Source organism: Amycolatopsis sp. cmx-11-51, assembly GCF_047608665.1.
Taxonomy (GTDB): domain Bacteria; phylum Actinomycetota; class Actinomycetes; order Mycobacteriales; family Pseudonocardiaceae; genus Amycolatopsis.
On the sequence record NZ_JADNQO010000006.1, the window covers coordinates 334,388 to 357,691 of the forward strand.

23 protein-coding genes are annotated in these 23,304 nt (G+C 68.6%); 11 read left to right on the forward strand and 12 right to left on the reverse strand.

Annotated features, from left to right (window positions below):
* Positions 1-51 precede the first annotated feature (51 nt).
* The 3 genes from ACM6LU_RS23340 to ACM6LU_RS23350 all read left to right on the forward strand — a co-directional run bounded on the left by ACM6LU_RS23340 (position 52) and on the right by ACM6LU_RS23350 (position 2,775).
* The gene (locus ACM6LU_RS23340; RefSeq protein ID WP_414939857.1) at positions 52-573 is read left to right on the forward strand and encodes a hypothetical protein; all 522 of its coding nucleotides are present in this window, start codon (positions 52-54) and stop codon (positions 571-573) included.
* Positions 574-684: 111 nt separating this feature from the next.
* On the forward strand, positions 685-1,284 hold the full coding sequence (locus ACM6LU_RS23345; protein WP_414939858.1) for a hypothetical protein: 600 nt from the start codon (positions 685-687) through the stop codon (positions 1,282-1,284).
* Positions 1,285-1,506: 222 nt separating this feature from the next.
* Positions 1,507-2,775, forward strand: coding sequence for a YeeE/YedE family protein (locus tag ACM6LU_RS23350; protein ID WP_414939859.1), 1,269 nt, complete (start codon positions 1,507-1,509; stop codon positions 2,773-2,775).
* Between the two features lie 245 nt (positions 2,776-3,020).
* On the opposite strand, the gene ACM6LU_RS23355 is transcribed toward ACM6LU_RS23350, so the two are convergent.
* Entirely contained in the window at positions 3,021-4,241 is a 1,221-nt protein-coding gene (locus ACM6LU_RS23355) for an acetyl-CoA C-acetyltransferase (protein WP_414939860.1), read from the reverse strand.
* A gap of 181 nt (positions 4,242-4,422) precedes the next feature.
* Here ACM6LU_RS23355 and ACM6LU_RS23360 point away from each other — a divergent pair, with 181 nt between their 5' ends.
* The 5 genes from ACM6LU_RS23360 to ACM6LU_RS23380 all read left to right on the forward strand — a co-directional run bounded on the left by ACM6LU_RS23360 (position 4,423) and on the right by ACM6LU_RS23380 (position 10,073).
* Positions 4,423-5,793, forward strand: a complete 1,371-nt coding sequence (locus ACM6LU_RS23360; protein ID WP_414939861.1) for a cystathionine beta-synthase — start codon at positions 4,423-4,425, stop codon at positions 5,791-5,793.
* A 116-nt stretch (positions 5,794-5,909) separates the two neighbouring features.
* Positions 5,910-7,415, forward strand: coding sequence for a hypothetical protein (locus ACM6LU_RS23365; RefSeq protein ID WP_414939862.1), 1,506 nt, complete (start codon positions 5,910-5,912; stop codon positions 7,413-7,415).
* 152 nt (positions 7,416-7,567) lie between these two features.
* A complete protein-coding gene (locus tag ACM6LU_RS23370; RefSeq protein ID WP_414939863.1) occupies positions 7,568-8,125 on the forward strand; it encodes a hypothetical protein in 558 nt (185 codons plus the stop codon).
* A 136-nt stretch (positions 8,126-8,261) separates the two neighbouring features.
* On the forward strand, positions 8,262-8,864 hold the full coding sequence (locus tag ACM6LU_RS23375; RefSeq protein ID WP_414939865.1) for a hypothetical protein: 603 nt from the start codon (positions 8,262-8,264) through the stop codon (positions 8,862-8,864).
* Positions 8,865-8,915: 51 nt separating this feature from the next.
* Positions 8,916-10,073: a cystathionine gamma-synthase gene (locus ACM6LU_RS23380; protein ID WP_414939866.1), complete on the forward strand. Its 1,158-nt coding sequence runs from the start codon at positions 8,916-8,918 to the stop codon at positions 10,071-10,073.
* Between the two features lie 131 nt (positions 10,074-10,204).
* On the opposite strand, the gene ACM6LU_RS23385 is transcribed toward ACM6LU_RS23380, so the two are convergent.
* From ACM6LU_RS23385 to hppD, 8 genes are all read right to left on the reverse strand, one after another.
* On the reverse strand, positions 10,205-10,483 hold the full coding sequence (locus tag ACM6LU_RS23385) for a hypothetical protein (protein ID WP_414939867.1): 279 nt from the start codon (positions 10,481-10,483) through the stop codon (positions 10,205-10,207).
* Between the two features lie 558 nt (positions 10,484-11,041).
* Positions 11,042-11,908 (reverse strand): ferredoxin, encoded by an 867-nt coding sequence (locus ACM6LU_RS23390; protein ID WP_414939868.1) that lies wholly within the window; start codon positions 11,906-11,908, stop codon positions 11,042-11,044.
* Positions 11,909-11,917: 9 nt separating this feature from the next.
* A complete protein-coding gene (locus tag ACM6LU_RS23395; protein WP_414939869.1) occupies positions 11,918-12,370 on the reverse strand; it encodes a hypothetical protein in 453 nt (150 codons plus the stop codon).
* A 64-nt stretch (positions 12,371-12,434) separates the two neighbouring features.
* On the reverse strand, positions 12,435-12,875 hold the full coding sequence (locus ACM6LU_RS23400; protein WP_414939870.1) for a hypothetical protein: 441 nt from the start codon (positions 12,873-12,875) through the stop codon (positions 12,435-12,437).
* Positions 12,872-16,897: a hypothetical protein gene (locus ACM6LU_RS23405; RefSeq protein WP_414939871.1), complete on the reverse strand. Its 4,026-nt coding sequence runs from the start codon at positions 16,895-16,897 to the stop codon at positions 12,872-12,874. Before ACM6LU_RS23405 ends, ACM6LU_RS23400 begins: the two co-directional genes overlap by 4 nt.
* The gene (locus ACM6LU_RS23410; protein ID WP_414939872.1) at positions 16,897-17,211 is read right to left on the reverse strand and encodes a type VII secretion target; all 315 of its coding nucleotides are present in this window, start codon (positions 17,209-17,211) and stop codon (positions 16,897-16,899) included. The genes ACM6LU_RS23405 and ACM6LU_RS23410 overlap by 1 nt, the downstream gene beginning before the upstream one ends.
* A gap of 32 nt (positions 17,212-17,243) precedes the next feature.
* Positions 17,244-17,783: a YbaB/EbfC family nucleoid-associated protein gene (locus ACM6LU_RS23415; RefSeq protein ID WP_414939873.1), complete on the reverse strand. Its 540-nt coding sequence runs from the start codon at positions 17,781-17,783 to the stop codon at positions 17,244-17,246.
* Positions 17,784-18,063: 280 nt separating this feature from the next.
* Entirely contained in the window at positions 18,064-19,263 is a 1,200-nt protein-coding gene (hppD, locus tag ACM6LU_RS23420; RefSeq protein ID WP_414939874.1) for a 4-hydroxyphenylpyruvate dioxygenase, read from the reverse strand.
* Positions 19,264-19,386: 123 nt separating this feature from the next.
* Between hppD and ACM6LU_RS23425 the strand changes: the two genes are divergently transcribed.
* A complete protein-coding gene (locus ACM6LU_RS23425) occupies positions 19,387-19,860 on the forward strand; it encodes an Lrp/AsnC family transcriptional regulator (RefSeq protein WP_414939875.1) in 474 nt (157 codons plus the stop codon).
* On the opposite strand, the gene ACM6LU_RS23430 is transcribed toward ACM6LU_RS23425, so the two are convergent.
* The 3 genes from ACM6LU_RS23430 to ACM6LU_RS23440 all read right to left on the reverse strand — a co-directional run bounded on the left by ACM6LU_RS23430 (position 19,857) and on the right by ACM6LU_RS23440 (position 21,897).
* Positions 19,857-20,660, reverse strand: coding sequence for an MBL fold metallo-hydrolase (locus tag ACM6LU_RS23430; RefSeq protein WP_414939876.1), 804 nt, complete (start codon positions 20,658-20,660; stop codon positions 19,857-19,859). The two genes, ACM6LU_RS23425 and ACM6LU_RS23430, sit on opposite strands and share 4 nt — an antisense overlap.
* Before the next feature lie 81 nt (positions 20,661-20,741).
* Positions 20,742-21,242: a transcription elongation factor GreA gene (gene greA, locus ACM6LU_RS23435; protein ID WP_414939877.1), complete on the reverse strand. Its 501-nt coding sequence runs from the start codon at positions 21,240-21,242 to the stop codon at positions 20,742-20,744.
* A gap of 199 nt (positions 21,243-21,441) precedes the next feature.
* Positions 21,442-21,897, reverse strand: a complete 456-nt coding sequence (locus ACM6LU_RS23440; protein WP_414939878.1) for a DUF4307 domain-containing protein — start codon at positions 21,895-21,897, stop codon at positions 21,442-21,444.
* 145 nt (positions 21,898-22,042) lie between these two features.
* Here ACM6LU_RS23440 and mca point away from each other — a divergent pair, with 145 nt between their 5' ends.
* Together mca and ACM6LU_RS23450 are read left to right on the forward strand one after the other, a co-directional pair.
* Complete coding sequence (gene mca, locus ACM6LU_RS23445) at positions 22,043-22,942, forward strand: mycothiol conjugate amidase Mca (RefSeq protein WP_414939879.1); 900 nt, start codon at positions 22,043-22,045, stop codon at positions 22,940-22,942.
* The gene (locus ACM6LU_RS23450) at positions 22,943-23,284 is read left to right on the forward strand and encodes a hypothetical protein (protein ID WP_414939880.1); all 342 of its coding nucleotides are present in this window, start codon (positions 22,943-22,945) and stop codon (positions 23,282-23,284) included.
* Positions 23,285-23,304: the final 20 nt, after the last annotated feature.

The following is a 23,304-nucleotide window of genomic DNA, read 5'->3' on the forward strand; positions in this document are numbered from 1 at the left end:
GCTCCGAGCGATCGGGGCGCCCTTTTCCGTGTCGGTGAATACTCTGCTGACATGACCGAGCGCAAACGTTCGATGTGGTTCTGGGTGGGCATCCTGGTGCCGGTCGCGATCGTGGTGATCAGCGCGGCGACCTGGGTCACCGGGTATCTCTCCAGCGCGGACGGCACCGTGGTGGGCGACTGCTACGCGGTCACCACTTTCGGCGACGTCGATGCCGAACCGGCGAAGGCGGACTGCGGTTCGAACGAGGCCAACACGAAGCTCGGCGCGAAGGCCGGAAGCGGCGATGCCTGCCCTCAGGGCGAGTACGACCAGCTGACCGTCGACCGGACGTTCTCCTCGTCCAAGCTCTGCATGATGATCAACGCCAGGCAGGGTGACTGCTTCGAGAACTTCTTGGCCGACAGCGTGGCGTATCAGAAGGTGGAGTGCTCGGATCCCACGAAGGACGCGGAGGTTGTGAAGGTCATCGACGGCACTTCGGGCGATACGGCTTGCGATGAGACCGGGGCGACCGATCTCAAGAGCTACTCGACGCCGCCCTCGACGGTCTGCGTCAAAGCCGGTAAATAGGGACCTCAACCAGGAACTTTCACTCGTATGGGGCCCCGATAGGTGGTGTTACTCACGGTGAGTGTTTGATAGCGAGGTTCTCATTCCTCTTCACAACTGTGAGGTTTCTCGGTGACCACTTCCCAGCCGGCCCCTGGGGGCCAAACGCCGGTGGGACAGCCCGACGCTTTCGGTCCGCCTCCCGGCGTTCAGCCGGCGGCGCCCAAACGGTCCAAGCTCGCGTGGCTGAAGATCGCCCTTCCGATCGTGATCGTCGTACTCGTCGCCGGCGGGTACGCGATCAACTACTTCACCGGCACCGACGGTGCCAAAGTCGGTGACTGCCTCGCGGTCACCGAATTCACCAGTAAGGCCGACCCGAAGCAGGCCGACTGCGGGACCGCCGACGCCAACGTCAAGGTCGCGGCGAAGGTGGGCGACAACGAGTCCTGCCCGGAAGGCGGGTACGACGAGTACTCGCAGACCGGCCGTATCTCGTACAAGCTCTGCCTGATGGTCAACGTCAAGCAGGGTGACTGCCTGGCCAACTTCGGTGCCGGGACCACGGGCTACAAGAAGGTGCCGTGTTCGGACCCGGCCAAGGAGGTCGAGTTCCTGAAGATCGTCGAGGGACAGATGGACAAGGCGGTGTGCGAAGGCACCGAAGCCACCAACGTCATCAGCTACTCGACCCCGCCGACCACGATGTGCGTCATCAAGGGCGACAAGTAGCCCTCGTTTCGCGTGAAGGCCCCTTCTCTCGGTTCAGCCGAGGGAGGAGGCCTTCATGCGCTCCGGGACCGAAGCGGGGGAGCAAGGGACCTTTGCTATCACCGCCGCCATCCGGCCGTGGGTGAGCAGCCATTCGTCGCACAGTGTGGGACGGGCTGCGACCGGGTGGTCACCGGCCCTAACGTTGCTCGTCCCCGACCCGCCGATCGACCTGGAGCCCTGGTGGCGACGACAGAAACCCAAGCCGGTGAGAAGAAACTCCTCGACTTCCCGACCTCCTGCGCTGCCCCGATCCCGCGACCGGAGGAACCGGTCAAGTTCGTGCCGCTGGCCGTCGCGGGTGCCCTCGCGGTCGGGTTGACCTGGTACGTCTGGGCGGCGCACGGGGCGAAGTTCGGCGTCCTGCTCATTCTCGGCCTGCTGCTCGGCCTCGCGCTCTTCCACTCACGCTTCGGCTTCACCTCGGCCTGGCGCCAGCTGATCGCGGTCGGCAACGGCCAGGGGCTGCGAGCGCACACGCTGCTGCTCGGGACGGCCGCGACCCTGATCGCGTTGATCGTCGGCACCGGCTCCGGCCTGTTCGGCAGCACGCCGAACCCGGCCGCGGGCGGGCTGGGGCTCGCGCTGTTCGCGGGTGCGACGATCTTCGCCATCGGCATGCAGCTGGGCGGCGCGTGCGCGTCGGGAACGTTGTTCGCGGTCGGTTCCGGGCAGTCGACGATCGTGCTGACCCTCGGCGGGTTCATCACCGGTTCGGTCCTCTACACGTGGGCGTATCCGCTGCTGTCGGGCTGGCCCGAGTTCAAGGGGATCCTGCTCGCGGACCACGTCGGCTGGTTCGGTTCGTGGGCGATCACGGTCGCCGTCCTCGCCGCGATCGTGTTCGGCACCCGGTTCGTGCAGAAGCGCCGCAACCCGCCGCCGGTCGACGTCGTCCCGACCGCGCACGGGTTCGCCCGGATCTTCCGCGGTTCGTGGCCGATCCTCGTCGGCGCCGTCGTCCTCGGGGTACTGGCGGGCGCGGTCTTCCTGGTGTCCGGCGGGATCTGGGGCGTCACGAGCGCGTTCAGCCTGTGGGGCGCCAAGATCCTGCAGGTGTTCGGTCTCCACCCTGAGACGTGGGAATTCTGGCGGCTCAAGGCGAACGCGGCTTCGCTGGCGGCGCCGATCTGGAAGGACAAGAACAGCCTCACCGACATCGGAATCATGATCGGCGCGGGAGTCGCCGCCGCGGCCGCGGGCGCTTGGAAGATCCACAGCTCGATCCCGTGGCGGACCGCCGTCGCCGCGGTGCTCGGCGGGATCCTGATGGGTGTCGGGGCGCGGATGGCGGGTGGCTGCAACATCGGCGCCTACCTCGGCGGAATCTCGGTCGGCAGCCTGCACGGCTGGCTGTGGGGTGTGTTCGCGCTCGGCGGCACGTGGATCGGGCTCAAACTGCGGCCGCTTTTCGGGCTCGGCAACCCGGTCCCGACGGACAGCGTCTGCTGATCACTCTGCGCCACACTCCGTACGCGGGCTTGCCCTTTCGGTCCGCGTACGGGGAAAGTTGGCAGGTCAAACCCGTGTTAGTCCTGCGTCGGAGATTCGTACGTGATGCCTCGACATGTCGGGGCTCGCGGATCCGCGGTGTTCTGGGTGTGGGAAGGGGACTTTCCCCGCATGACATGTGGGGAAGGTCCCCTTCGCGTCACAGGAAGGCCGGGGTCCTCGCTGCGGCATCGGGCCTGCAGGGACTAGGACAGGCGCTCCAGCACCATCGCCATGCCCTGGCCGCCGCCGACGCACATCGTCTCGAGGCCGAACTGCTTGTCGTGGTGCTGAAGCGAGTTGATCAGCGTCGAGGTGATCCGCGCGCCGGTCATGCCGAACGGGTGGCCGACGGCGATCGCGCCGCCGTTGACGTTCAGCTTGTCGAGGTCGATCCCGAGGTCCTGGTACGACGGGATGACCTGCGCGGCGAACGCCTCGTTGATCTCGACGAGGTCGATGTCGCCGACCGACATCCCGGCACGGGCGAGCGCGCGCTTCGACGCCTCGACCGGGCCGTAGCCCATGATCTCCGGCGACAGCCCCGAAACACCTGTCGAGACGACGCGGGCGAGCGGTGTGAGGCCGAGCTCCTTCGCCTTCGTGTCCGACATGATGATCACCGCGGCGGCGCCGTCGTTGAGCGCGCAGCAGTTGCCTGCGGTGATCCGGCCGTCGGGGCGGAAGACCGGCTTGAGACCGGAGACGCCTTCGAGGGTGACGCCGGCGCGCGGGCCGTCGTCCTTCGAGACCACGGTGCCGTCCGGCAGGGTCACCGGGGTGATGTCCTTGGCCCAGAAGCCGTCCGCGATGGCCTTCTCGGCGAGGTTCTGCGAACGGACGCCGAACTCGTCCATCTCCTCGCGCGAAACGTTCTTCAGGCGCGCGAGGTTCTCGGCTGTCTGGCCCATCGCGATGTAGACGTCCGGGAGGACACCTTTCTCGCGCGGGTCGCTCCAGTTGTCGGCACCTTCGGCGGCCACCTGCGCGGTGCGGGCCTCGGCGTCGGCGAACAGCGGGTTGTGCGTGTTCGGCCAGGAGTCCGAGCTGCCGTTGGCGAAGCGCGAAACGGTCTCGACGCCCGCGGAGATGAACACGTCGCCTTCGCCCGCCTTGATCGCGTGCAGCGCCATGCGGGTGGTCTGGAGGCTGGAGGAGCAGTACCGCGTGATCGTGCAGCCGGGCAAGTGGTCGTAACCGAGCTCGACGGCGACCGCGCGGCCCATGTTGAAGCCCTGCTCGCCACCGGGGAGACCACAGCCAAGCATGAGGTCTTCGATCTGCGTCGGGTCGAGTTCGGGAACCTTGTCGAGCGCGGCGCGGACCATCTGCACGGTGAGGTCGTCCGGGCGGATGCTCACCAGCGATCCCTTGCCGGCGCGGCCGATCGGGGATCGGGCGGTGGAGACGATGACGGCTTCGGGCATGGAACGACACTCCCTTGTTTTCGATCCAGACACGCGCTAAGCGGCTGCTCACCTCGCATCCTCCACCGGAGCGCGGTGCGGGTCAAAGGCGAACGCGATCCACGCCACTCTTTCCGATGCCCCGGCTCCGGCGCCGGAGTTGAGTGGACACATCCCGACCTGCGGCGTTTAGGCTGTCAGTGTGGATTACGTCGAGCACATCGTGGACCTCGTGGGCAACACCCCTCTGGTCAAGCTGAACGCACTGGCCGAGGGGCTGCAACCACTCATCCTGGCCAAGGTCGAATACGTCAACCCCGGCGGGAGTGTCAAGGACCGCATCGCGCTGCGGATGATCGAAGCCGCGGAGCGTTCCGGCGAACTGAAGCCCGGCGGCACCATCGTCGAGCCGACGTCCGGCAACACCGGCGTCGGGCTGGCCATGGTGGCGCAGCGCAAGGGGTACAAGTGCGTGTTCGTCTGCCCGGACAAGGTCAGCGAGGACAAGCGCAACGTGCTCAAGGCCTACGGCGCCCGCGTCGTGGTCTGCCCGACCGCGGTGGCGCCGGAGCATCCGGACTCCTACTACAACGTCTCCGATCGCCTCGTCCGTGAGATCGAGGGCGCCTGGAAACCGAACCAGTACGCCAACCCGGAGAACCCCGCCAGCCACTACCACTCGACCGGCCCGGAACTCTGGCGCCAGACCGAGGGCAAGATCACGCACTTCGTCACGGGCGTCGGCACCGGCGGCACGATCTCGGGCACCGGCAAGTACCTGAAAGAGGTCAGCGACGGCCGCGTCCAGGTCATCGGCGCGGACCCCGAAGGCTCGGTGTACTCCGGCGGGTCCGGACGGCCGTACCTGGTCGAGGGCGTCGGTGAGGACTTCTGGCCGGAGACCTACGACCGGAGCGTCGCCGACCAGATCGTCCCGATCTCGGACGCGCACTCCTTCGACATCACGCGTCGTCTCGCGCTCGAAGAGGGTCTGCTCGTCGGTGGCTCGTGCGGGATGGCCGTCGCCGCCGCGCTCAAGGTCGCCGAGGGTCTCGGCCCGGACGACGTCGTGGTCGTGCTCCTGCCCGACGGCGGCCGCGGCTACCTCACCAAGGTCTTCAACGACAGCTGGATGTCCTCCTACGGCTTCCTGCCGCCGGACTCGAGCGGCGCGACCGTCCGCGACGTCCTGATGAAGAAGAGCGGTTCGCTGCCCAGCCTGGTGCACAGCCACCCGAACGAGACGGTCGCCGAAGCGGTGGCGATCCTCGCCGAGTTCGGCGTCAGCCAGATGCCCGTGGTCAGCGCGGAACCGCCGGTCATGGCGGCCGAGGTCGTCGGCGCGGTCAACGAACGCGATCTGCTCGAAGCGCTGTTCACCGGCAAGGCGCAGCTTGCCGACCGGCTCGAGCAGCACATGTCGCCGCCGCTGCCGACCATCGGCGCCGGGGAACAGGTGGGTTCGGCGATGGACGCGCTCTCGGGCGCCGACGGCGCGCTGGTGCTGGTCGACGGCAAGCCGGCGGGCGTCGTCACCCGGCACGACCTGCTCGCGTTTCTCGCGGGGCGGTAAAGAGAAATTTCATCGGATGGTCGGGTCGGGGCGTTACGAGCGGCCCACCCGGCTATCCGATAGCGTATTGGGTGAGTTGAACTTCTATGTCCTCGTCAAGGGGGTTCAAGACCCAAATGAGCGCTCCGCAGCCACCGGATCAGCCTTGGGGTGGCGCCCAGCCACCGCAGGGACCCCCGAGTGGCCCCCAGCCGCAGCAAGACAACCCGTTCGGTTCCCCGGAACCGACCCAGGTGGTGCAGCCCGGCCCGCCCGCTCAGCCCGATTACGGGCAAGCGCAGTACGGGCAGCCCTCGTATGAGCAGCCCCAAAGCGGCGGGTTCGGCGACACGCCGGAGCCCACACAGGTCGTGCAGCCGGGTTCCGGCGACGCGAACGCGACCCAGGTAGTGCAGCCGGTGAACTCTGGCGGGGAGACCCCCGCCAGCGAGTCCACCCAGCTCGTGCCGCCGGGTTCGCAGCCGCCCGCCATCCCGTACGCCCCGCCGCCGAGCGCGGCCGACAACCCGGCCGCCGGTGCCTACGGCGCCCAGGGTGGCGGTTTCGGTCAGCAGCAGGGCTTCGGCGGGTCCCCGCAGGGTGGGTTCGACCCGTCGCAGGGTCAGCAGCAGCCCGGTTACGGCCAGCCGCAGCAGGGCTTCGGCGGACCGCCGCAGGGCGGTTTCGGCCAGCAGCCCGGTTTCGGCGGGCCGCCGCAGGGCTACAGCCCCGCTCCCGCCGGTGGCGGCGGCGGGAACCCGTTGTTCGGGTTCATCGCCGGTGGTCTCGTCGGCCTTCTCGGACTTCTCGCGCTGGTCTTCAGCTTCGTGTACTTCGGCGACGCGAGCGAGTTCTCCGAAGGGGTCGACAGCCAATCCGCCAAGATCGGTCAGGAGGCTGTCGACAAGCTTCTCGACCAGTTCGGCCTGGCGTCGCCCGGCACCGTCTGGCTCTACGTGATCTTGCTGCTGGTCGCCTCGATCATCGCGACGGCGGCCGGTGCCGGTCTCGCGCTGGCGAGCAAGCTCCCGGCCTCGCTCAAGAAGATCGTGCCGATCGCGGTCACCGCGGGCGGCGCGCTGCTGCTCCTCTTCGGCATCCTGCTCCTCGGCGCCACGACCGCGTCGGGTGAAGGGATCCCGCGAGAGGTCAGCATCGGTATCGGCCTGCCGCACCTGATCTTCGGTATCCTGATCCTGATCGTCGGGGTACTGGGCCTGATCCCGCCGACCGCGCAGTTCGTCGGTCTCGGTGGCGGCGGCTCGGTGCTCGGTGCCCAGCAAGGCGGCCAGCCCGGTGGTTTCGGCGGCCCGCCGCAGGGTGGCTTCGGCCAGCCGGGTCAACCGGGTCAGCCGGGTCCGTACGGTCAGCCGCAGCCGGGCCCCTACGGTCAGCCCGGTCAGCAGGGGCCGGCTGCGGGCGGATTCCCGCAGCAGGGTCAGCCCGGTGGTTTCGGGCAGCAGCCCGGCCAGCCCGGTCCGCCCAGCGGTGGTTTCCCCCAGCCGGGTCAGCCGCCGCAGGGTGGCTACGGCCAGCCCCCGCAGCACGGTGGTTTCGGGCAGCAGCCCGGTCAGCAGGGGCCGCCGAACGGTGGTTTCGGCCAGCCGGGTCAACAGCCCGGCCAGCCGCCGCAGCAGTGGTGATTCGCCTCCGCTGAACGGTTTCGCTCGGAACGCCCCCAGCCGGTCGGCTGGGGGCGTTCTGTTTTCGCCGGTGTCCGCCGAATCTCCGTCACGACCAGGGCCATCGGGCTAGGGTGAGCGCCGTTAACCGACACCCGGCTGATGGGGGCGACGTGACCGGACCGTACGGATATCCCTCGCAGCCAGGACCGGCCGGTTTCGGATACCCCGCACCGCAGACGAGGCCGACCGGGGCGACGGCGATCATCGCGGCGTTGTCCGGGCTCGTCGCCGCGGGGGCCGCCGGGTACATCCCGGTCTACTTCTTCCTCAGGCTGCCGTCCGGATTCAGCCTCGGCGATCTCCCCGGTCTCGTGCTCACCGTGCTGGGGCTGTACCTGCTGGCCGCGCTGCTCCTGCTGATCGGCGCGCTGTCGGCGTTCTTCCGCTCGGTCGCCGGCGCCGTCCTGCTGGTGCTCGGTTCCCTGATGGTGATCACCGCCGTCCTGATGGAACCGTTGGCGTTCAACGGGACCTACAGCCAGTACTTCCGCCTGCAGTTCGAGTTCAAGACGTTCGTCGCCATCGCGCGGGTGGTCATGTTCGCGGTCGTCCCGCTCACGCTGATCTTCGCGATCATCCCGCCGACGCTGAAATATCTGCGCTGGCGGCCTTCCCCGGCGCAGCCGTACCGGCCACGGAACCAGGTGCCCCGCCAAGGCGGCTGGTGACTCGAGACCAATCTTCGGCGACCGCGATCAGCGCGGCCGTCCTCGCTCTACTGCGCGGCAGCCGTCGAAGCAGGAGCGGCTTCCCGGCTGGTAGCCGGGCTGGCAGGATGAAGCGAACATCTCGACAGGGGGAGCGATGACGTACCAGCGGTTCCCGCCGCAGGGTGGCTATCCACCGCCTGGTGCCTACCCGCCACCGGGAATGGCGCGGCAACCTAGCGGTGCCACCGGGATCATCGCCGGGGTCCTCGCGATACTCGGTGGCTTGTGGTTCCTCGCCGGCCTCGCGTTCCACCTCATCGAGCTCTCCCATGTCGTCGTTTCGTTCCTCCTGGTCGGCGCGGTGCTCGACTTCCTCACCGCGGCGTTGCTCTTGAGCGGCGGAATCCTGCTGCTCCTGCGCAAAGGCGCCGGGCGAGTGCTCGCCGTGATCGGAGCCGGGTCCACGCTTGGGTTCGTGGCCCTGACCTTCGTGCTCCGGGCGATCGGCACGGATTTCTCTTTCTCGTACAGCGGCGTGACCCTGCGGTTCGGCGTCGGCGTGCTCCTCATCGTGGACCTGCTCCCGGCGATCGCAACCCTCGTGCTGACGCTGATCCCGCCGACCGCGCGCTGGTTGGCGGCCGAGAAGCAGCCGGCGATGGCCATGCCGCCGCAGAACTTCGGATATCCGCCCGCGCGGCCCGGATACCCGCCCGCTCCCGGACCGCAGCAGGGCCAGCCACCCGGACAGTGGTGAGTTCGCTCCCAGACGATGGGATCCCGAGGGAGTGGTCGTACCCTGGACGGTATGGCCGACGACTACTCTCTACTGGGCTTCGAGACGCGCGCGATCCACGCCGGGCAGACGCCTGATCCCCGGACCGGCGCGGTCATCGTGCCGATCTACCAGACCTCGACCTATGCGCAGGACGGCGTCGGCGGCACGCGCGAAGGCGACTACGAGTACTCCCGTACCGCGAACCCCACGCGCACCGCGTTGGAGCTCGCGCTCGCGGCGCTCGAAGGCGCCCGGCACGGCCTCGCCTACTCGTCGGGAATGGCGGCCAGCGACGTCCTGCTACGGGCGACCCTGCGCCCCGGTGACCACCTCGTGCTCGGCAACGACGCGTACGGCGGCACGTTCCGGCTGATCGACAAGGTGCTCAGCCTGTGGGGCGTCGAACACACCGTCGCCGACCTGGGGAACATCGCCGAGGTCCGCGCGGCGATCCGGCCGGAGACGAAGCTGATCTGGTGCGAGTCGCCGACCAACCCGATGCTGGGGATCGCCGACATCGCCGCGTTGGCCGAGGTCGCCCACGGCGCCAGCGCCCGCCTGGTCGTCGACAACACCTTCGCCACCCCGTACCTGCAGAACCCGCTTTCGCTGGGTGCCGACGTCGTCCTGCACTCGACGACCAAGTACCTCGGCGGGCACTCCGACGTCGTCGGCGGCGCGATCCTGACCAACGAGGACGAACTGCGCGAGCAGCTGTTCTACCTGCGCAACGCGGCGGGCGCGGTGCCCGGCCCGTTCGACGCGTGGCTGACCCTGCGCGGAATCAAGACGCTCGCGCTGCGGATGGAACAGCACAGCGACAACGCCGAACTGATCGCCCGGATGCTGCTGAAGCACCCGAAGGTCGAGCGCGTCTACTACCCGGGCCTGCCGGAGCACCCCGGCCACGAGATCGCGTCGAAGCAGATGCGGCGGTTCGGCGGGATGATCTCGTTCACCCACGTCGACGGTGAACAGGCCGCGTTGGGCGTCGCGTCGAAGACGAAGCTGTTCATCCTCGCCGAGTCGCTGGGCGGGATCGAATCGCTCATCGAGCACCCGGGCCGGATGACCCACGCGAGCACCGCCGGGTCCACCCTGGAGGTGCCGGACAACCTGCTGCGCCTGTCCGTCGGCATCGAGGACGGCAGCGACCTGGTCAACGATCTGGCCACAGCCCTGGGCTGACCGCCGCCGAGCCCAGAGGGGGAGCAAGGGACCTTTGCTACCGTTAGCGTAGCCATGCTAACTAAGTGAGAGCAAAGGTCCTTTGCTCTCTTCGTACTGGTCAGCGCGGTGTGGTGGGAAGAACCGCCCGGTCACGGTCGGAAGTTGCTGGGTGTGACGCCGCTCTTCGCGTCCGCCTCGTGCGAGGTTCCCTGCGGCGCGGCGGGCAGTTCGGAGCCGTCGACGCAGCCGCCGACGAGTTCGATGTGGTTGTCGTGCCGGATGTACTGGCCCGGGTCCACGCATCCGGCGCGATCGACCGTGTAGACGGCGGCGCCGGTCAGCAGCGCGGCCGAAGTGAGGGCCAGCACGACCGGGAGCATCCCGGCGGAACGGGTCGCCCGGACCCTGCCGATGTTCCCCCGTGTCATGCGCACTCCCTGGTCGCTTTCGCCGCCACCGTCAAGAGTACCCGGACGGTGAACTTGTCACGTGGCGTATCCGCCAGGTGGCATGATCCGGTCAGTGAACGGTCGGGTTGATCAAGGTAGTCCCACCCGGAACCCAGGCGCGCACACTCCGGAGCATTCGAGTGTGGAGAATTCTCCAAGGGTGACCGGTCAAGGGTTCGGTCATCGAGACCAGTGGGCAGGCAATACAGTTTCGCCAGAACCTGAATCCCCACTCGGCACAACCGGCCCGCGAAGTAGTGAAGACCTCCTTCGCTACTTTGAAGGTCGGGGTCCCGGCAAGGTCGAAGTTTTGCAGGTCAGGCGGTTGTTCGTCGCGGGGTCACACCGGTTGCGGAGCTTGACCAACTGGGGTTCAGGGACATGTCTTCTCCACTCGGCCCCTTGCAGGCACCAGAAATGTCAAGTCCGGATCACGAACAGCAGCGCTGCCCAGCTCTGCGACTTTGCCGGGACCCTGACTCTGAAGGTAGGCAAGGAGGCCTTCACGGATAAGCGACCCGCAAGGGCGACAGAGTCCTAAGTGGACGTTTGGCCGGTGATGGCGGCGACCGCGAGTTCGCGTTCGGGCTCACCGACCTCCGGCAGGGTGAACCGCAGCGCCCGGATGTGGGTGAGCAGTTCGGGATCGGGCGTCACGTCGTGCTCGCGCAGGTAGTAGGCGACCGCGCCCGGCCAGTACCACCGGCCGTCCGTGCGGAAGTTCAACGGCACCAACGGTTCCCGGTCGGGCTCGAACGCGTCGGCGTCATAGGTCCGCGACGCGAGGACGACCGGCGCGCCGTCGAGGTAGTCCAGCACGCGGTCCCGCTCGGCGGGTGACAGCGGCTCGCGGTTCACCACCGGGCGGCCCGACTCGTCGAGGCCGTCGTGGACACGTGGCGAGCGCAGTGCTTCCGGGGCTTCGGCGGGCGGAGTGGCGACCAACGGTTCGGTCGGCGGCGCGGCTTCGAGGCCGGCTCGCTGCCGCAGCCACCGCGGGATGTTCTGCTCGGCCCGCGGGAAGAACCGGAGTTCGTCCTGGAAACCGATCGGTGGCGGTGCTTGTCGCCACGGCGGCTCGACATCCGGGAGGAAGTCCGTGCTGAGCACCGTCGCCGAGCCGTAGACCAGGATCGCGCTCAACCAGGTCCCGCGGCCGGGCTGGTACATCCCCGCACGCAGGTTTCCGAGCAGCTGCACGGCTTCCGGGTTCGGTTGTACCGGACGCGGCAGACCGTCCTGACCGGTGACGAGCAAGTCGATCTCGACGTGCCTGCCCGCCGCCCGGTACTCGACGCGCAGCTGCCGCCAGCCGGGTGGGAGCGGGGTCGCGAGGGCATGGCCGATCTGCCAGACGAGCTGCTGTTGCTGCGGCTGGTTCAACGGCATCGGCGGCTGGGTCATCGTCGGTCCTCAGTCGGTCTTGGCGCCGGAGGCTGCCAGACCCCGCTTGAACCAGTCCGGCATGTACGCCTCGCCGCGGGGGAACCGTTCCTGCTCCAGCGCGAACTCGTCCGGTGCGGGATACGGCTGGAAGTCGGGCTCGTTCTGCCAGTTGTACTGCGCGCGGAACCGCGACGGAGGCTCGATGACGAGCCTGGCCGAGAACCAGGTTCCTTCGCCTTCCTGGTACATCCCACCGCGCAGCCGCTGGAACATGCGCCACGTCTCGACGGACGGTTCCCACACCTGGTAGGTACCGTTCGGGTCGAGCACGCCGACCGCGACGTCGATGTTCTTGCCGACCACCCGGTAGTCCAGCACCACCTCACGCCAGCCCGGCGGCAGGGCGCCGACCACCGACAAGGTGATCTCGCCCAGTAGCTCGTTCTGTGCGATGGGGTCGAGCTGAGGCCATTGAGCCATCCGGTAGATCCTCCTCGTGGTCACCGCTGGAGTAGCGGTGACCCATCATGGCACGGTGCCGGGTTCAGGCCGGTGTTTCCCGCTCCTGCTCCAGTTGTGCGCCTTGGGCGACCAGATTCCGCAACCACGGCGGAACGTGTTCTTCGTCGCGCGGAAACGCTTCCAGGTCGCGGGTGAAGGTGGTCGGGTGCAAGGGCGGCCACCATTTCGGATCCTCGTCGAAGTTGAACGAGAACTCGGGTGCCGCACCGGACGTCATCACGAGCGTCGCCGAGAACCACGTTCCGCGACCTGGTTCGTACATCCGGGTGCGCAGCTCACGGAAGCCGCTCCGCACCTCGGCGGGCAGCTCGATATCCCCGCTCCGGCCGTCGCCCAGCCGGATTTCCGTGGCGTAGTCGTAGGCCAGCACCGTCGCGGACACGGTGAGGCTGATCCTCGCCCAGCCGTCCGGCGCGGCCGTCCGCAGAGCCGAGGCGATGGCACCGGTGAGCACGTCCGTCATTCGTTCGCTCCGTAGTGGGTACGCGCGCCGTAGTTGACATTGGAGGGATCGTTCGGGAAGTCGCGTTGCTTGGTCACCCGCGACAGCTCGACCGGTTTCCCGTCGGGACCGGGGACGGGAACGCCCTGGCTGTCGACCTCGTACACGACCTCCTGCCAGCGCATGGTCACGTTCTCCGGAACGCCGTTGCTGCTGCCTTCGGTCCTGACCTGGTAGTTCTCGATCTCGTGCCCTGGCCGCTCGGCATAGTGGCCGAGTTCGACCTCTTGGGCCCGCCAGGAAGCCGCGTGAACCCAGCCGTCCCGGTAGTTGCCGCTGTTGGAGGCGGCCATCTGGGGATGCATGTTGACGTACTCGCCGGGGCCACCCATCTCGTTCGCCGCGAGGTGACCGCCCGCCCAGTGAACGTGATCGAAATCGTCGGCGTACTCGGGATGGTTCGCGAAGGCGGCCTTGCCCTCCTTGTTGGACCTGTCCTGCGAAGCCTGGTCCCGGAAGTCCTCGTTCTGTCCTCGGAAGGCCGGGTCGCCGGTCATGGCGGTCGGCCTCCCGTTCTGTCCGACCTCGAAGGTCCACGCCTTGCTCGGGTCGTGGAAGTTCGCGACCCGGTACTGCGTGCCGGGCTGCAACGGGTAGCGCAGATCGGGGTTGTGGAACGGCTTCTGGGTGCCCGGGGACGACTCGACGTGCGTCACCTTGCCGTCGGCGTCGGTGAAGAACCGGCTGGTGGCACCGTTCTTGTACTCCACCTTGTACTCGGCGTTCCCCGCCAGTGGCCTCTCGCCGCGCAGTGCCTGCGGAACCCCTTCGGGATCCAGCTTGCGGTTTCTGGTGCGCGGCTCGACGTCGTCGATGACCTTGGGCGACTCGATCGGATCGTGCCCACCCGGCCGGTCCCGCTGTCCGGTGAAGTCCGAGTCGTCCCGGCGGTTCCAATCGGCGAACCGCTCGTTGAACTCCGGCGAATCGCGGCTGATCGTCCGGGGACGCGGAACGTCGTCGTAGGGCGGGTGGCCGGCGTCGTCGCCGTCGCCGCGGCTTTGGGCGCTGTCGGCGTCCACGTCCTGCTTGTCCGCGTGCGACGTGTCCGGTGTGAAGCCGTCGTCGCTCGCCCGGCGGGCGGAGCCGTCGGGGCTGTGGACGTCCCACTCGCCGTTCGGCGGGATCCGGGGACGGGTGCGGCCGTCGGGGCCGACCTCGTAGTCGGAAGAGAAGACGCGCCCGTTCGAGTCGGTCCACGCGGGCCTGCTCGGCGCCATGACCTCGGTGTCGAGTTCCCGCGACAGACGGCGCGCGAAGTCGTTCGACCCGGCGTCGCAGCCGATCAGCCGGATCGGCCTGCCGTCGTAGTCACCGTTGCGGCGCAGGATGTCCGCGAATTCCTCCGGGGTGTAGGTGCGGTTGCCGATGCGGGCGTGCCCGTCCGGGGTGACGTGCACGTCGACCGTGTAGCGGCCGTCCGGGTCCGGGTGGACGCGGTGCGGCAGGTCGCCCATGTCCGGGTCGCCGCGGTGGTACGAGCTACCCGCGGGGGTGCCTTCGGAATGCCGCTGATTGACCTCGTCCGGTGTCAGCGGACGGTCCGGCTCGCCGTCGGGGCCGCGATCGTGCGGTGAACCGTCGGGGTGGCCGTCTGGGTCCTGGCGCGGTCCGTGCCCGTCGGGACCGTGGCCGTCCGGCGAACGCGGCGGGCCGGTGTGACCACCGGGACCGCGGCCGCCGGGGCCGGTGTTGCCGGGACCCGTGCCGCCGGGCCGGTTGCCGGGGCCGGGCGTGCCGGTGTGTGGCTGGGCTCCTGGACCGAAGTCGTTGCCACGGGCGACGGGCTGCGGCTGATGCGGCTGGTTCGGCCGCCCGCCGGGACCGGTCTGGCCGAGACCACGGCTGGGGCCGGTGTGGGTGTCGGGACCGCGTGGGGCGTGCGTGTCCGGTGTGCGCGGCGAACCGGGCGTGCCCGTCCAGCCGCCGCCCTGCGGCCTGCCGCCGGGCGGACCCGGGGCACCGCCGGGCGCGCCACCCGGGGCGCCTTGGGGCGGCATGCCGCCGGCGACCGGCTGACCCTGCGGTGGGACACCGGGCGAACCGTCGCCACCGGTACCGCCGCGCTGTGAAGGAACGTGTGACGGGCCGGCGTCGCCGAGACGCGGTGCCGTGGGCGCGGTACCGCTGGTCGTCGTGCCGCTGTCGGTCGGCCTGGTGGGGCCGCCGCCGCTGTCACCGCCGTGGTGGCCGGGCGACGGGTCGGACCGCGGGGTGGGCGAGCCGCCGCCGTCACCGCCGTGTGTCCGGGGCGAGCCGCCGCCATCGCCGGCGTGGCTGGGGGAGCCGCCGCTGTCGGTCCGGGTGTGGGGTGCCGGGGAACCACTGTCGGGTGTGTGGCTGGGGGAGCCACCGCTGTCGGTCCGGGTGTGCGGGGCGGGAGAACCGCCGTCCGGGGCGTGGTTCGGCGAACCACCGCTGTCGGCCCGGGTGTGGGGTGCCGGGGAACCGCTGTCCGCAGCGTGGCTGGGGGAGCCGCCGGTGTCGGCCCGCGTGTGCGGTGCCGGGGAACCTCCGTCGAGTGCGTGGTTCGGCGAGCCGCCGGTGTCGGTTCGTGTCTGCGGCGAACCGCCGCTGTCCGCGCGAGCCGGGCTCGGCGAGCCGCCGTCGGGCGCGCGGTTCGGAGTCCCGGAATCGCCGGGCGATCCGCCCTCGGACCGGGTGTGCGGAGCTGAGGGGTCGGAGCGCGGCGACGAGCCGCCACCGTCCGGTGTGCTGCCGAGGTTTGAGTCCGAAGTGGACGGTGAGTCGCCATCGCCGGTGCGACCGGGAGATCCGCTTTCCGAACGGGTCGGCGAGCTACCATTGTCTCTTGTGGACGATGCGCCGCCACCGTCGCCACCGCGAGTGGTGGTGCTCGACGGGGTGTCGCCGGAACCGCCGGTGCGCGAGTCGCCGTTCGAGCCCGAGTCGCCCGAGCCTGAGTCGCCCGAGCCGTCACCGGAGCGGCCGGAGCCGCCCGAACCACTCGAGTCGCCGTCGGAGCCGTTCGAGCCGGAGGAGCCATCGCCCGGACCGTCGGAGCCGTCGCCGGAGCCGCTGCCGGAACCGTCGCCGTCCGGACCGTCCCCGGAGCCCGTGCCACCGCCGTCGGGCCCGCCGGACCCGCCGCCGCGGCCACCACGCTGGACGAAGCCACCCGCCTTGATGTTCTTGGGGTTGAGCGCGTCGAGCCCGGTGATCTTGCCCGCGATCTTGCCGAAGATCTTGATGATCTTCTCGAAGACGTCGACCAGCTTGCCGAGCAGCGGCGAGACCCGCCGCATCGCGTCGCACAGTTCCTTGAGCTTGTCGGCGATCTTCGCGGCCCACTTGGCGATCGCGGTGACGGCCTGCGCGACCACGATCGGCGTGCCGAAACCGAGGGAGAACACCGTCTCCATGACCCACGCGATGAGCTTGCCGACCGCGTCCGCGATCAGCTGGCGGATGAATTCGCGGACGAACGCGACGATCTCGCCGAAGATCATCACGACGGTGCTGATCGCGCCCGCGACCGTCGCCGCCCCGCTGATCGCCTCCGCCTGTTCCGCGGCCTGCTTGCGGTACTGGTCGGCGGCCTCGCCGGTCCAGCCGGAAGTGCCGTTCTTGACCGTGTTCGAGAACTCGACCTGGGTGTCTTCCAGTTTCTTGGCGACGTTGCCCCAGGTCTCGGAGTACGACTGGATCACCGGCGGATCGCCGGCCACCGCGTCCAGCATGTCCTTCAGCGGCTGCATGTGTTCCATCAGGAACGACGCCACCGACGACAGCAGGTAGCCGAACGGGTCGATCGCGGCGCTGGCGATCTCGCCGGCGAGGCTCAGCACGCCGAGCCCGCCGCCGATCCAGTCGCCGTTCGAGATGCCGTTGAAGGCGTCCATGGCCGACTCGGCGACGCCGATGCCCGCCGCGTAGCCGTACTCGCTGTTCCCGGCTGTCAGCGGTCCTGGGCCGTCGCCGTCCGTCGGCGCCTTCGCGACGAGCGGATTCCCCTCGGGCATCAGTCAGGCACCTGCGCGTTCTTGAACTCGGCGGCGAAGTTCTCGTCCTGCGTCCGATAGGCGTTGGACGCCGATCGCACGTTGTTCGCCACAGCGGTCGCGGCCTCGACGGCCTTGTTCAGCGCGTTGAGACCGAACTCCTCGACCGGGTCGAGCATCATCCGGAACGGCTGGCAGATGATGCCGTACGCGTCGGTCGGCATACTCACCTGCCGCGCGGCGTCGACCGCCGTGCGCAGCCCGTCGGCGATGCCGTCGATCTGCTTGGCGTGCGCGTCGAGGTCGGAGCCGAGCTCATAACCCTTGCCTGCCATGGTTTCTCCCCTCTACCAGGCCGGATGAACGTCTAAGAAAGGATGCTGCCGCCGAAGTCGTCATCGTCGTCCTGCGTGCGGCGCCGCCGCGGGATCGGCTTCGGCTGCGGCGGGTTCGCCTGCGCGGGCGGCGGGGGCTCTTCCTCGTCCGGGCCGAAGCGGTGGTGCCGCTCGGGCTCCGGCGGAGCGAGGTCCTCCTCCGGCGGAGCTTCCGGGAAGGTGTTCTGCGCTTCCGCGATCACGCGGTTCGCCGTCTCGTCGGTAGTGCCGACCGTTTCGGCCATCGCCGCCTGCAGCAGTTCCGGGATCCGTGACTGCGCGAGCTGTACGAGCCGCATGACCTGCGACGAGACCTCGGCCATCCGCTTGCCGCTCGCGGCTTCGGCGATGACGAGGTTCGTGAGCAGGCCCTTCGAGTCGATCGTCACTTCGATGGTGTTGTCCTTCGACCGCTCGGTCACGGTCTGCCCCTGCACGCGGGCGGCCATCGCCTGATAGCGCGCGGCGGTCTCCTGGATCTGCTTCGTCCAGTTGTCCACCATCTGTTCGCTGGCGTCGACGTTGTCCGGCATCGGGACCCTTCCACAAGCTGCAAGCTGACGTCTTCACACTGACGGTCCGAAGACGGCTCCGGTTCCGGTGCGCTCGAAGTTTAGTTCTCGTCCGGTGTACCACCCCTGGCCGACAAAGTCGGTCCCATCACGCAGCGAAAGGGCCCTTCACCACACAAAGTGCGATGAAGAGCCCTTTCACGCCCTGCGAACTGCCGGGGTCAGAGGTTGCCTCGGCGCTGCGCCGATGGCGCCTCGCCGTTGAAGATTGCCTCGGCGCCGCGCTGATGGCGCCTCGCCGTTAGAGATTGCCCCGGCGCTCCTGCTCACGCTCGATGGCCTCGAACAGGGCCTTGAAGTTGCCCTTGCCGAAGCCGAGCGAGCCGTGCCGCTCGATGAGCTCGTAGAACACCGTCGGGCGGTCGCCGATCGGCTTGGTGAAGATCTGCAGCAGGTATCCGTCCTCGTCGCGGTCGACCAGGATGCGGTGCTCCTTGAGCTTCTCGATCGGCACCCGGACCTCGCCGATCCGCGCGCGCAGCGCCGGGTCGTCGTAGTAGGAGTCCGGGGTGTCGAGGAACTCGATGCCCGCCGCGCGCATCGCCTTCACCGTCGTGACGATGTCGTTGGTGGCCAGCGCGATGTGCTGGCAGCCCGCGCCGCCGTAGAACTCGAGGTACTCGTCGATCTGCGACTTCTTCTTCGCGACCGCCGGCTCGTTGAGCGGGAACTTGACGCGGTGGTTGCCGTTGGAGACGACCTTGCTCATCAGGGCCGAGTACTCGGTCGCGATGTCGTCGCCGACGAACTCCGCCATGTTCACGAAGCCCATGACACGGCGGTACCAGTCGACCCAGTAGTCCATCTTGCCGAGTTCGACGTTGCCGACACAGTGGTCCACGGCCTGGAACAGCCGCTTCGGCGCGCCTTCGGGGCGGACGACCTTGCTCTCACGCGGCTCGTAGCCGGGCAGATAGACGCCCGTGTACTTCGACCGGTCGATCAGCGTGTGGCGGGTCTCGCCGTAGGTCGCGATCGCGGCGATTCGCACGGTGCCGTGCTCGTCGGAGACGTCGTGCGGCTCTTCGAGGACGGTGGCGCCCTGCGCGCGGGCGTGGTCGATGCACCGGTCGACGTCGGCGACCTCGAGCGCGAGGTCGATGACGCCGTCGCCGTGGCGGCGGTGGTGTTCCAGCAGCGGGGAGTCGGGCCTGACGCCGCCGGTGATCACGAAACGGGCCGAACCGGACTTCAGCACGAACGACTTGCGTTCGAAGTTCCCGGTTTCGGGGCCGGAGTACGCGATGAGCCGCATCCCGAACGCGACCTGGTAGAACCAGGCCGTCTGCGTGGCGTTGCCCGCGATGAACACCACCGCGTCCATCGACTTCACCGGGAACGGGTCGGTCGAAGAGTCGTGGTCGACGAGCCCGACGAGCTGACGCAGCTGGTCATAGCTCACGTCGTCAAGAGCACCCTGGGGTTCCACTGTGTGCGTCATGCCAAGAAGCATCCGAGCACGTGACAAAATGTGCAATGGTCAAAGATTTTGCTGCACACTATGCCTAGCTAAGCCTGGGATGGCGCGGTCATAGTGGACAACCTGTGTAGGAGGTAGGGCGCGATGTCGGAAGTACTCGACGCGCTGGACGCGCGGCTGCTGCTGTTGCTCACCGACTCGCCGCGGCTCGGCGTGCTCGAATGCGCGCGCCGTCTCGGCGTCGCGCGGGGCACCGTTCAGGCCCGGCTGGACCGGCTGACCGAACGCGGCGTCCTCGGTGGCTTCCCGCCCGAACTCGACCTCGCGGCGATGGGATACGGCCTCACCGCGTTCGCCGTCCTGGAGATCGCCCAGGGCCGCCGGGCCGAGGTCGCGGAGGCGCTGACCGCGATCGACGAGGTGTGCGAGGTCTACGCGACGACAGGCCAGGGCGACCTCTTCGTGCGGATGGTGGCGCGCGACAACGACGATCTGCAGCGGGTGGTGGACGAGGTGGTCGGCGCGCCGTACGTGCGGCGGACGTCGACGTCGATCGCGTTGTCGACACCGGTTCCGCCGCGCGTCCGGCCGTTGCTGGAACGGCTGGCGAGGAGCTAGCGCAGCTGGTTCAGATACCGCGCGGCCGACCGCTGGACGGCCTCGTGCCCGTCGGTGCGGATGATCGCGTCCCACCAGGCGCCGTAGATCGCTGGGAACTCGTACGGTTCGAGCAGTTCGGCCGCGCGCCGGACGACCTCCGGGCGCTCCGGGATCAGGTTCGGGTAGCTGTACATCATGCCGACGAACCGGCGGTCCGGGATGACCTGCAGGATGTCGCCCGAGAGCACCGCGCCGAGGCCGTTCTCCCCACCGGGCCAGTGCAGCACCGTCCCACCGGCGAAATGCACACCGAGGTTGATCAGCCGCAGGTCGGGGGCGACGTCGAGGGTCACGCCGTCCCACAGTTTGATCGCCGGATCCGGCCTGCCGATCCACTGCCGGTCGCTCTCGTGCAGGTAGATGGGCGCGTCGAAGGCGTGGGCCCACTCGACCATGGTGGTGTAGTAGTGCGGGTGGCTGATCGCGATGCCGGTGATCCCGCCGAGTTCGCGAACCCGCGCGACGAGGTCGTCGTCGATGAAGCCCGCGCAGTCCCACAGGAAGTTGCCGGAGTCGGCTTTGACCAGCAGTGCGCGCTCGCCGATGGCGAAGTTGGGGGTGGACCCGACTCCGATGAGACCGGGTCCCTGCTCCTCGACGCGAGCCGTGTACGTCCCGCTCGCGCGAACGGTGTCCAGATCGGTCCACCGCTGTCCGGCCTGCGGGATGTACTGACGTTCGTCTTCGCAGATCGGACAGTCGGACCGGGGTTCCGCGTACTGCGTGCCGCAGGCGACGCAGATCGGTAGCTCGCTCATCGTTTCCCTCCAGATATTCTCTGGAGGTCACGCTAACGGCTCATCCGCGTGCCCGGCCATATCGGCCGGGCACGCGGAGGCTCACTTGCCGGTGTAAGGCACGGCCTTGACGAGCGTCACCTTCTGGATGCTGCCGTTGGGCAGCTCGTACTCGCGGGTTTCGCCCTCTTTGGCGCCCAGCAGCGCCTTGCCGAGCGGGGACTCCGGCGAGTAGACGTCCAGGTTGCCCTCGGTGCCCTCCTCGCGGGTCGCCAAGAGGAAGTTCTCGTCCACGTCGTCACCGTCGTAGCGCACGGTGAGGACCTTGCCAGGGCCCGCGCTGCCGTCGTTGGCGGGCGCCTCGCCCACCTTGGCCGAGCGGAGGAGCTCCTGGAGGTGGCGGATGCGGGCCTCGTGCTGGCCCTGCTCTTCGCGGGCGGCGTGGTAACCGCCGTTCTCCTTGAGGTCGCCCTCTTCCCGGCTGTCGTTGATCTTCGCGGCGATGACCGGGCGGAGCTCGATGTAGTGGTCGAGTTCCTGCTTGAGCCTGTCGTAGGCATCCTGGGTCAGCCAGGTCACCTTTGTGTCGCTCACGGTCACCATCTCCTAGTAGGGCCTGCCAGGCTTGGGTGTACAAGCCGGCCACCAGACCGGCATGGCGCGCCGGCCTGGCTGAGATAAAGGAAAAACACGGCCCGTCTTGGGCCGTGCCGGTAGATCAGAGTAACACGGCGCGAGGCATCGCCGCCGGTCGAATTCGGTCGCGCCCCGGCGTTGGGCGCCCGTTTCACCCCGTTGGCCGCTATGGCCTTGACAGGTACCGTGGTACGTCGTAAGAGCATCCGAAGATATCAGCCGTGACCGGCTTTCCGATGCTCTTGATGGTGGTAGTCACCCGGCTGTTCTTCGAACCAGGCTGAAGCAGGACCTCTTTGCGTCCGCTTTCGGCCCCGGCCTTGTCGCGGACCCGGACGACGCACACTCCCGGACGGTTCACGTCGTCCCTGGTCACGTTGATCGTGATCTCCATCGCGTCGCCCGGCTTCTCAGCGAACAAGACGCGTTCGCCCTCGATGGGCGCGCTGCCGAAATTCGTGTACATCACGTAGGCGAGGCCGCCGCTGACCAGCAGTGCGATCAGCAGGTACACCAGCCGCCGCCAGCGGGCGGGCCGCGCGGCACGGGTCTTGCCGTACCGGCTCTCAAGCAGGTCCGTCCGGGTGCTTTCCGTGATGGAAGCATCCTGTCCCGTGCTCAACCCGGGCCTCCCGGTTGGTGTCGTCTTGCTGGCAGGGACAATGAGGTCAGATGCGAGTGGTCCCCCTCGAGTATCCGCGCCCGGTCGCGCGGGCCGTCAGGCAGGGTCGTGGGGGAATAGGGAACGAGAAGGGGACGTTCGGAGCATGGTGCTAGCCGATGAACCGCCGAAGTCACGCCTCCGCCTGATGGCGGTGCACGCGCACCCTGACGACGAGTCGAGCAAGGGCGCCGCCACGATGGCCAGGTACGCCGCCGAGGGGCACGAGGTCATGGTCGTGACCTGCACCGGTGGCGAAGCGGGCAGTGTGCTGAACCCGGCCATGGACCGTCCCGACGTGCTGGCCAACATGACCGAGGTCCGCCGGGAGGAGATGGCCCGCGCGGCCAAGATCCTCGGCGTGAGCCACGTGTGGCTCGGGTTCCTCGACTCGGGCCTGCCCGAGGGCGACCCGCTGCCCCCGGTCCCGGAGGGCTCGTTCGCGGTCGTCCCGCTCGAAGAGTCGACCGGTGCCCTGGTGAAGGTCATCCGCGAGTTCCGCCCGCACGTGATCGTCACCTACGACGAAAACGGCGGGTACCCGCACCCCGACCACATCCGGACGCACGAGATCTCGGTCGCGGCCTTCGACGCCGCCGGCGAGGCGGAGCACTACCCGGACGCGGGCGAGCCGTGGCAGCCGTTGAAGCTGTACTACGTGCACGGGTTCTCGCGCGCCAGGATGACCGTGTTCCACGAGGGCCTGCTCGAGCGCGGCCTGGAGTCGCCGTACGAAGAGTGGCTCAAGTCGTGGGACCCGGAGAAGGCCGACGTCATGGAGCGGGTGACCACCCGAGTCGAGTGCGGCGACTACTTCGAGCAGCGTGACGAGGCCCTCAAGGCGCACGCCACCCAGATCGACCCGAACAGCCGCTGGTTCGCCGTCCCGCGCGACCTGCAGCGCGAGGTCTGGCCGACCGAGGAGTACGAGCTGGTCCGCTCACTGGTGGACAGCACCCTGCCGGAGGACGATCTGTTCGCCGGTTTGACGGAGAAGGTGGGCTAGATGAGTTTCTCGGTGCCGGCGTTCGCCGTCGTCGGAGTGACGGTGTCGTCGCAGTTTCTGGCGCAGCAGCCCGGCAACGGCGACAACGGCGGCCAAGGTGAGGACTTCGGCAAGTCGTCGCCGGTGGGTTTCCTGATCCTGATCCTGTTCCTGATCGCCGTCGCGCTGCTGGTGCGGTCGATGACCAAACACTTGAAGCGGCTTCCGGAGAGCTTCGACGAGCCTGCCGCTTCGTCGGAGGCGTCGCCGGAGGCTTCGGCCGATGAGGCACCTGTGGTGAAGGCCGCGGCTGAGGAGCCTGTCGCGAAGGCCGCGGAGAAGCCGGCCGCCAAATCCGACTGAGCGTGTGATGAACGGGACTT

Coding starts and splice junctions, on each gene's coding strand:
- ACM6LU_RS23365 (WP_414939862.1), top strand. CDS start 5,910: ATGAGCGCTCCGCAGCCACCGGATCAGCCTTGGGGTGGCGCCCAGCCA.
- hppD (WP_414939874.1), bottom strand. CDS start 19,263: ATGACGCACACAGTGGAACCCCAGGGTGCTCTTGACGACGTGAGCTAT.
- ACM6LU_RS23395 (WP_414939869.1), bottom strand. CDS start 12,370: ATGGCTCAATGGCCTCAGCTCGACCCCATCGCACAGAACGAGCTACTG.
- ACM6LU_RS23410 (WP_414939872.1), bottom strand. CDS start 17,211: ATGGCAGGCAAGGGTTATGAGCTCGGCTCCGACCTCGACGCGCACGCC.
- ACM6LU_RS23430 (WP_414939876.1), bottom strand. CDS start 20,660: ATGAGCGAGCTACCGATCTGCGTCGCCTGCGGCACGCAGTACGCGGAA.
- greA (WP_414939877.1), bottom strand. CDS start 21,242: ATGGTGACCGTGAGCGACACAAAGGTGACCTGGCTGACCCAGGATGCC.
- ACM6LU_RS23415 (WP_414939873.1), bottom strand. CDS start 17,783: ATGCCGGACAACGTCGACGCCAGCGAACAGATGGTGGACAACTGGACG.
- ACM6LU_RS23450 (WP_414939880.1), top strand. CDS start 22,943: ATGAGTTTCTCGGTGCCGGCGTTCGCCGTCGTCGGAGTGACGGTGTCG.
- ACM6LU_RS23400 (WP_414939870.1), bottom strand. CDS start 12,875: ATGACGGACGTGCTCACCGGTGCCATCGCCTCGGCTCTGCGGACGGCC.
- mca (WP_414939879.1), top strand. CDS start 22,043: ATGGTGCTAGCCGATGAACCGCCGAAGTCACGCCTCCGCCTGATGGCG.
- ACM6LU_RS23380 (WP_414939866.1), top strand. CDS start 8,916: ATGGCCGACGACTACTCTCTACTGGGCTTCGAGACGCGCGCGATCCAC.
- ACM6LU_RS23405 (WP_414939871.1), bottom strand. CDS start 16,897: ATGCCCGAGGGGAATCCGCTCGTCGCGAAGGCGCCGACGGACGGCGAC.
- ACM6LU_RS23340 (WP_414939857.1), top strand. CDS start 52: ATGACCGAGCGCAAACGTTCGATGTGGTTCTGGGTGGGCATCCTGGTG.
- ACM6LU_RS23375 (WP_414939865.1), top strand. CDS start 8,262: ATGACGTACCAGCGGTTCCCGCCGCAGGGTGGCTATCCACCGCCTGGT.
- ACM6LU_RS23355 (WP_414939860.1), bottom strand. CDS start 4,241: ATGCCCGAAGCCGTCATCGTCTCCACCGCCCGATCCCCGATCGGCCGC.
- ACM6LU_RS23385 (WP_414939867.1), bottom strand. CDS start 10,483: ATGACACGGGGGAACATCGGCAGGGTCCGGGCGACCCGTTCCGCCGGG.
- ACM6LU_RS23390 (WP_414939868.1), bottom strand. CDS start 11,908: ATGACCCAGCCGCCGATGCCGTTGAACCAGCCGCAGCAACAGCAGCTC.
- ACM6LU_RS23425 (WP_414939875.1), top strand. CDS start 19,387: ATGTCGGAAGTACTCGACGCGCTGGACGCGCGGCTGCTGCTGTTGCTC.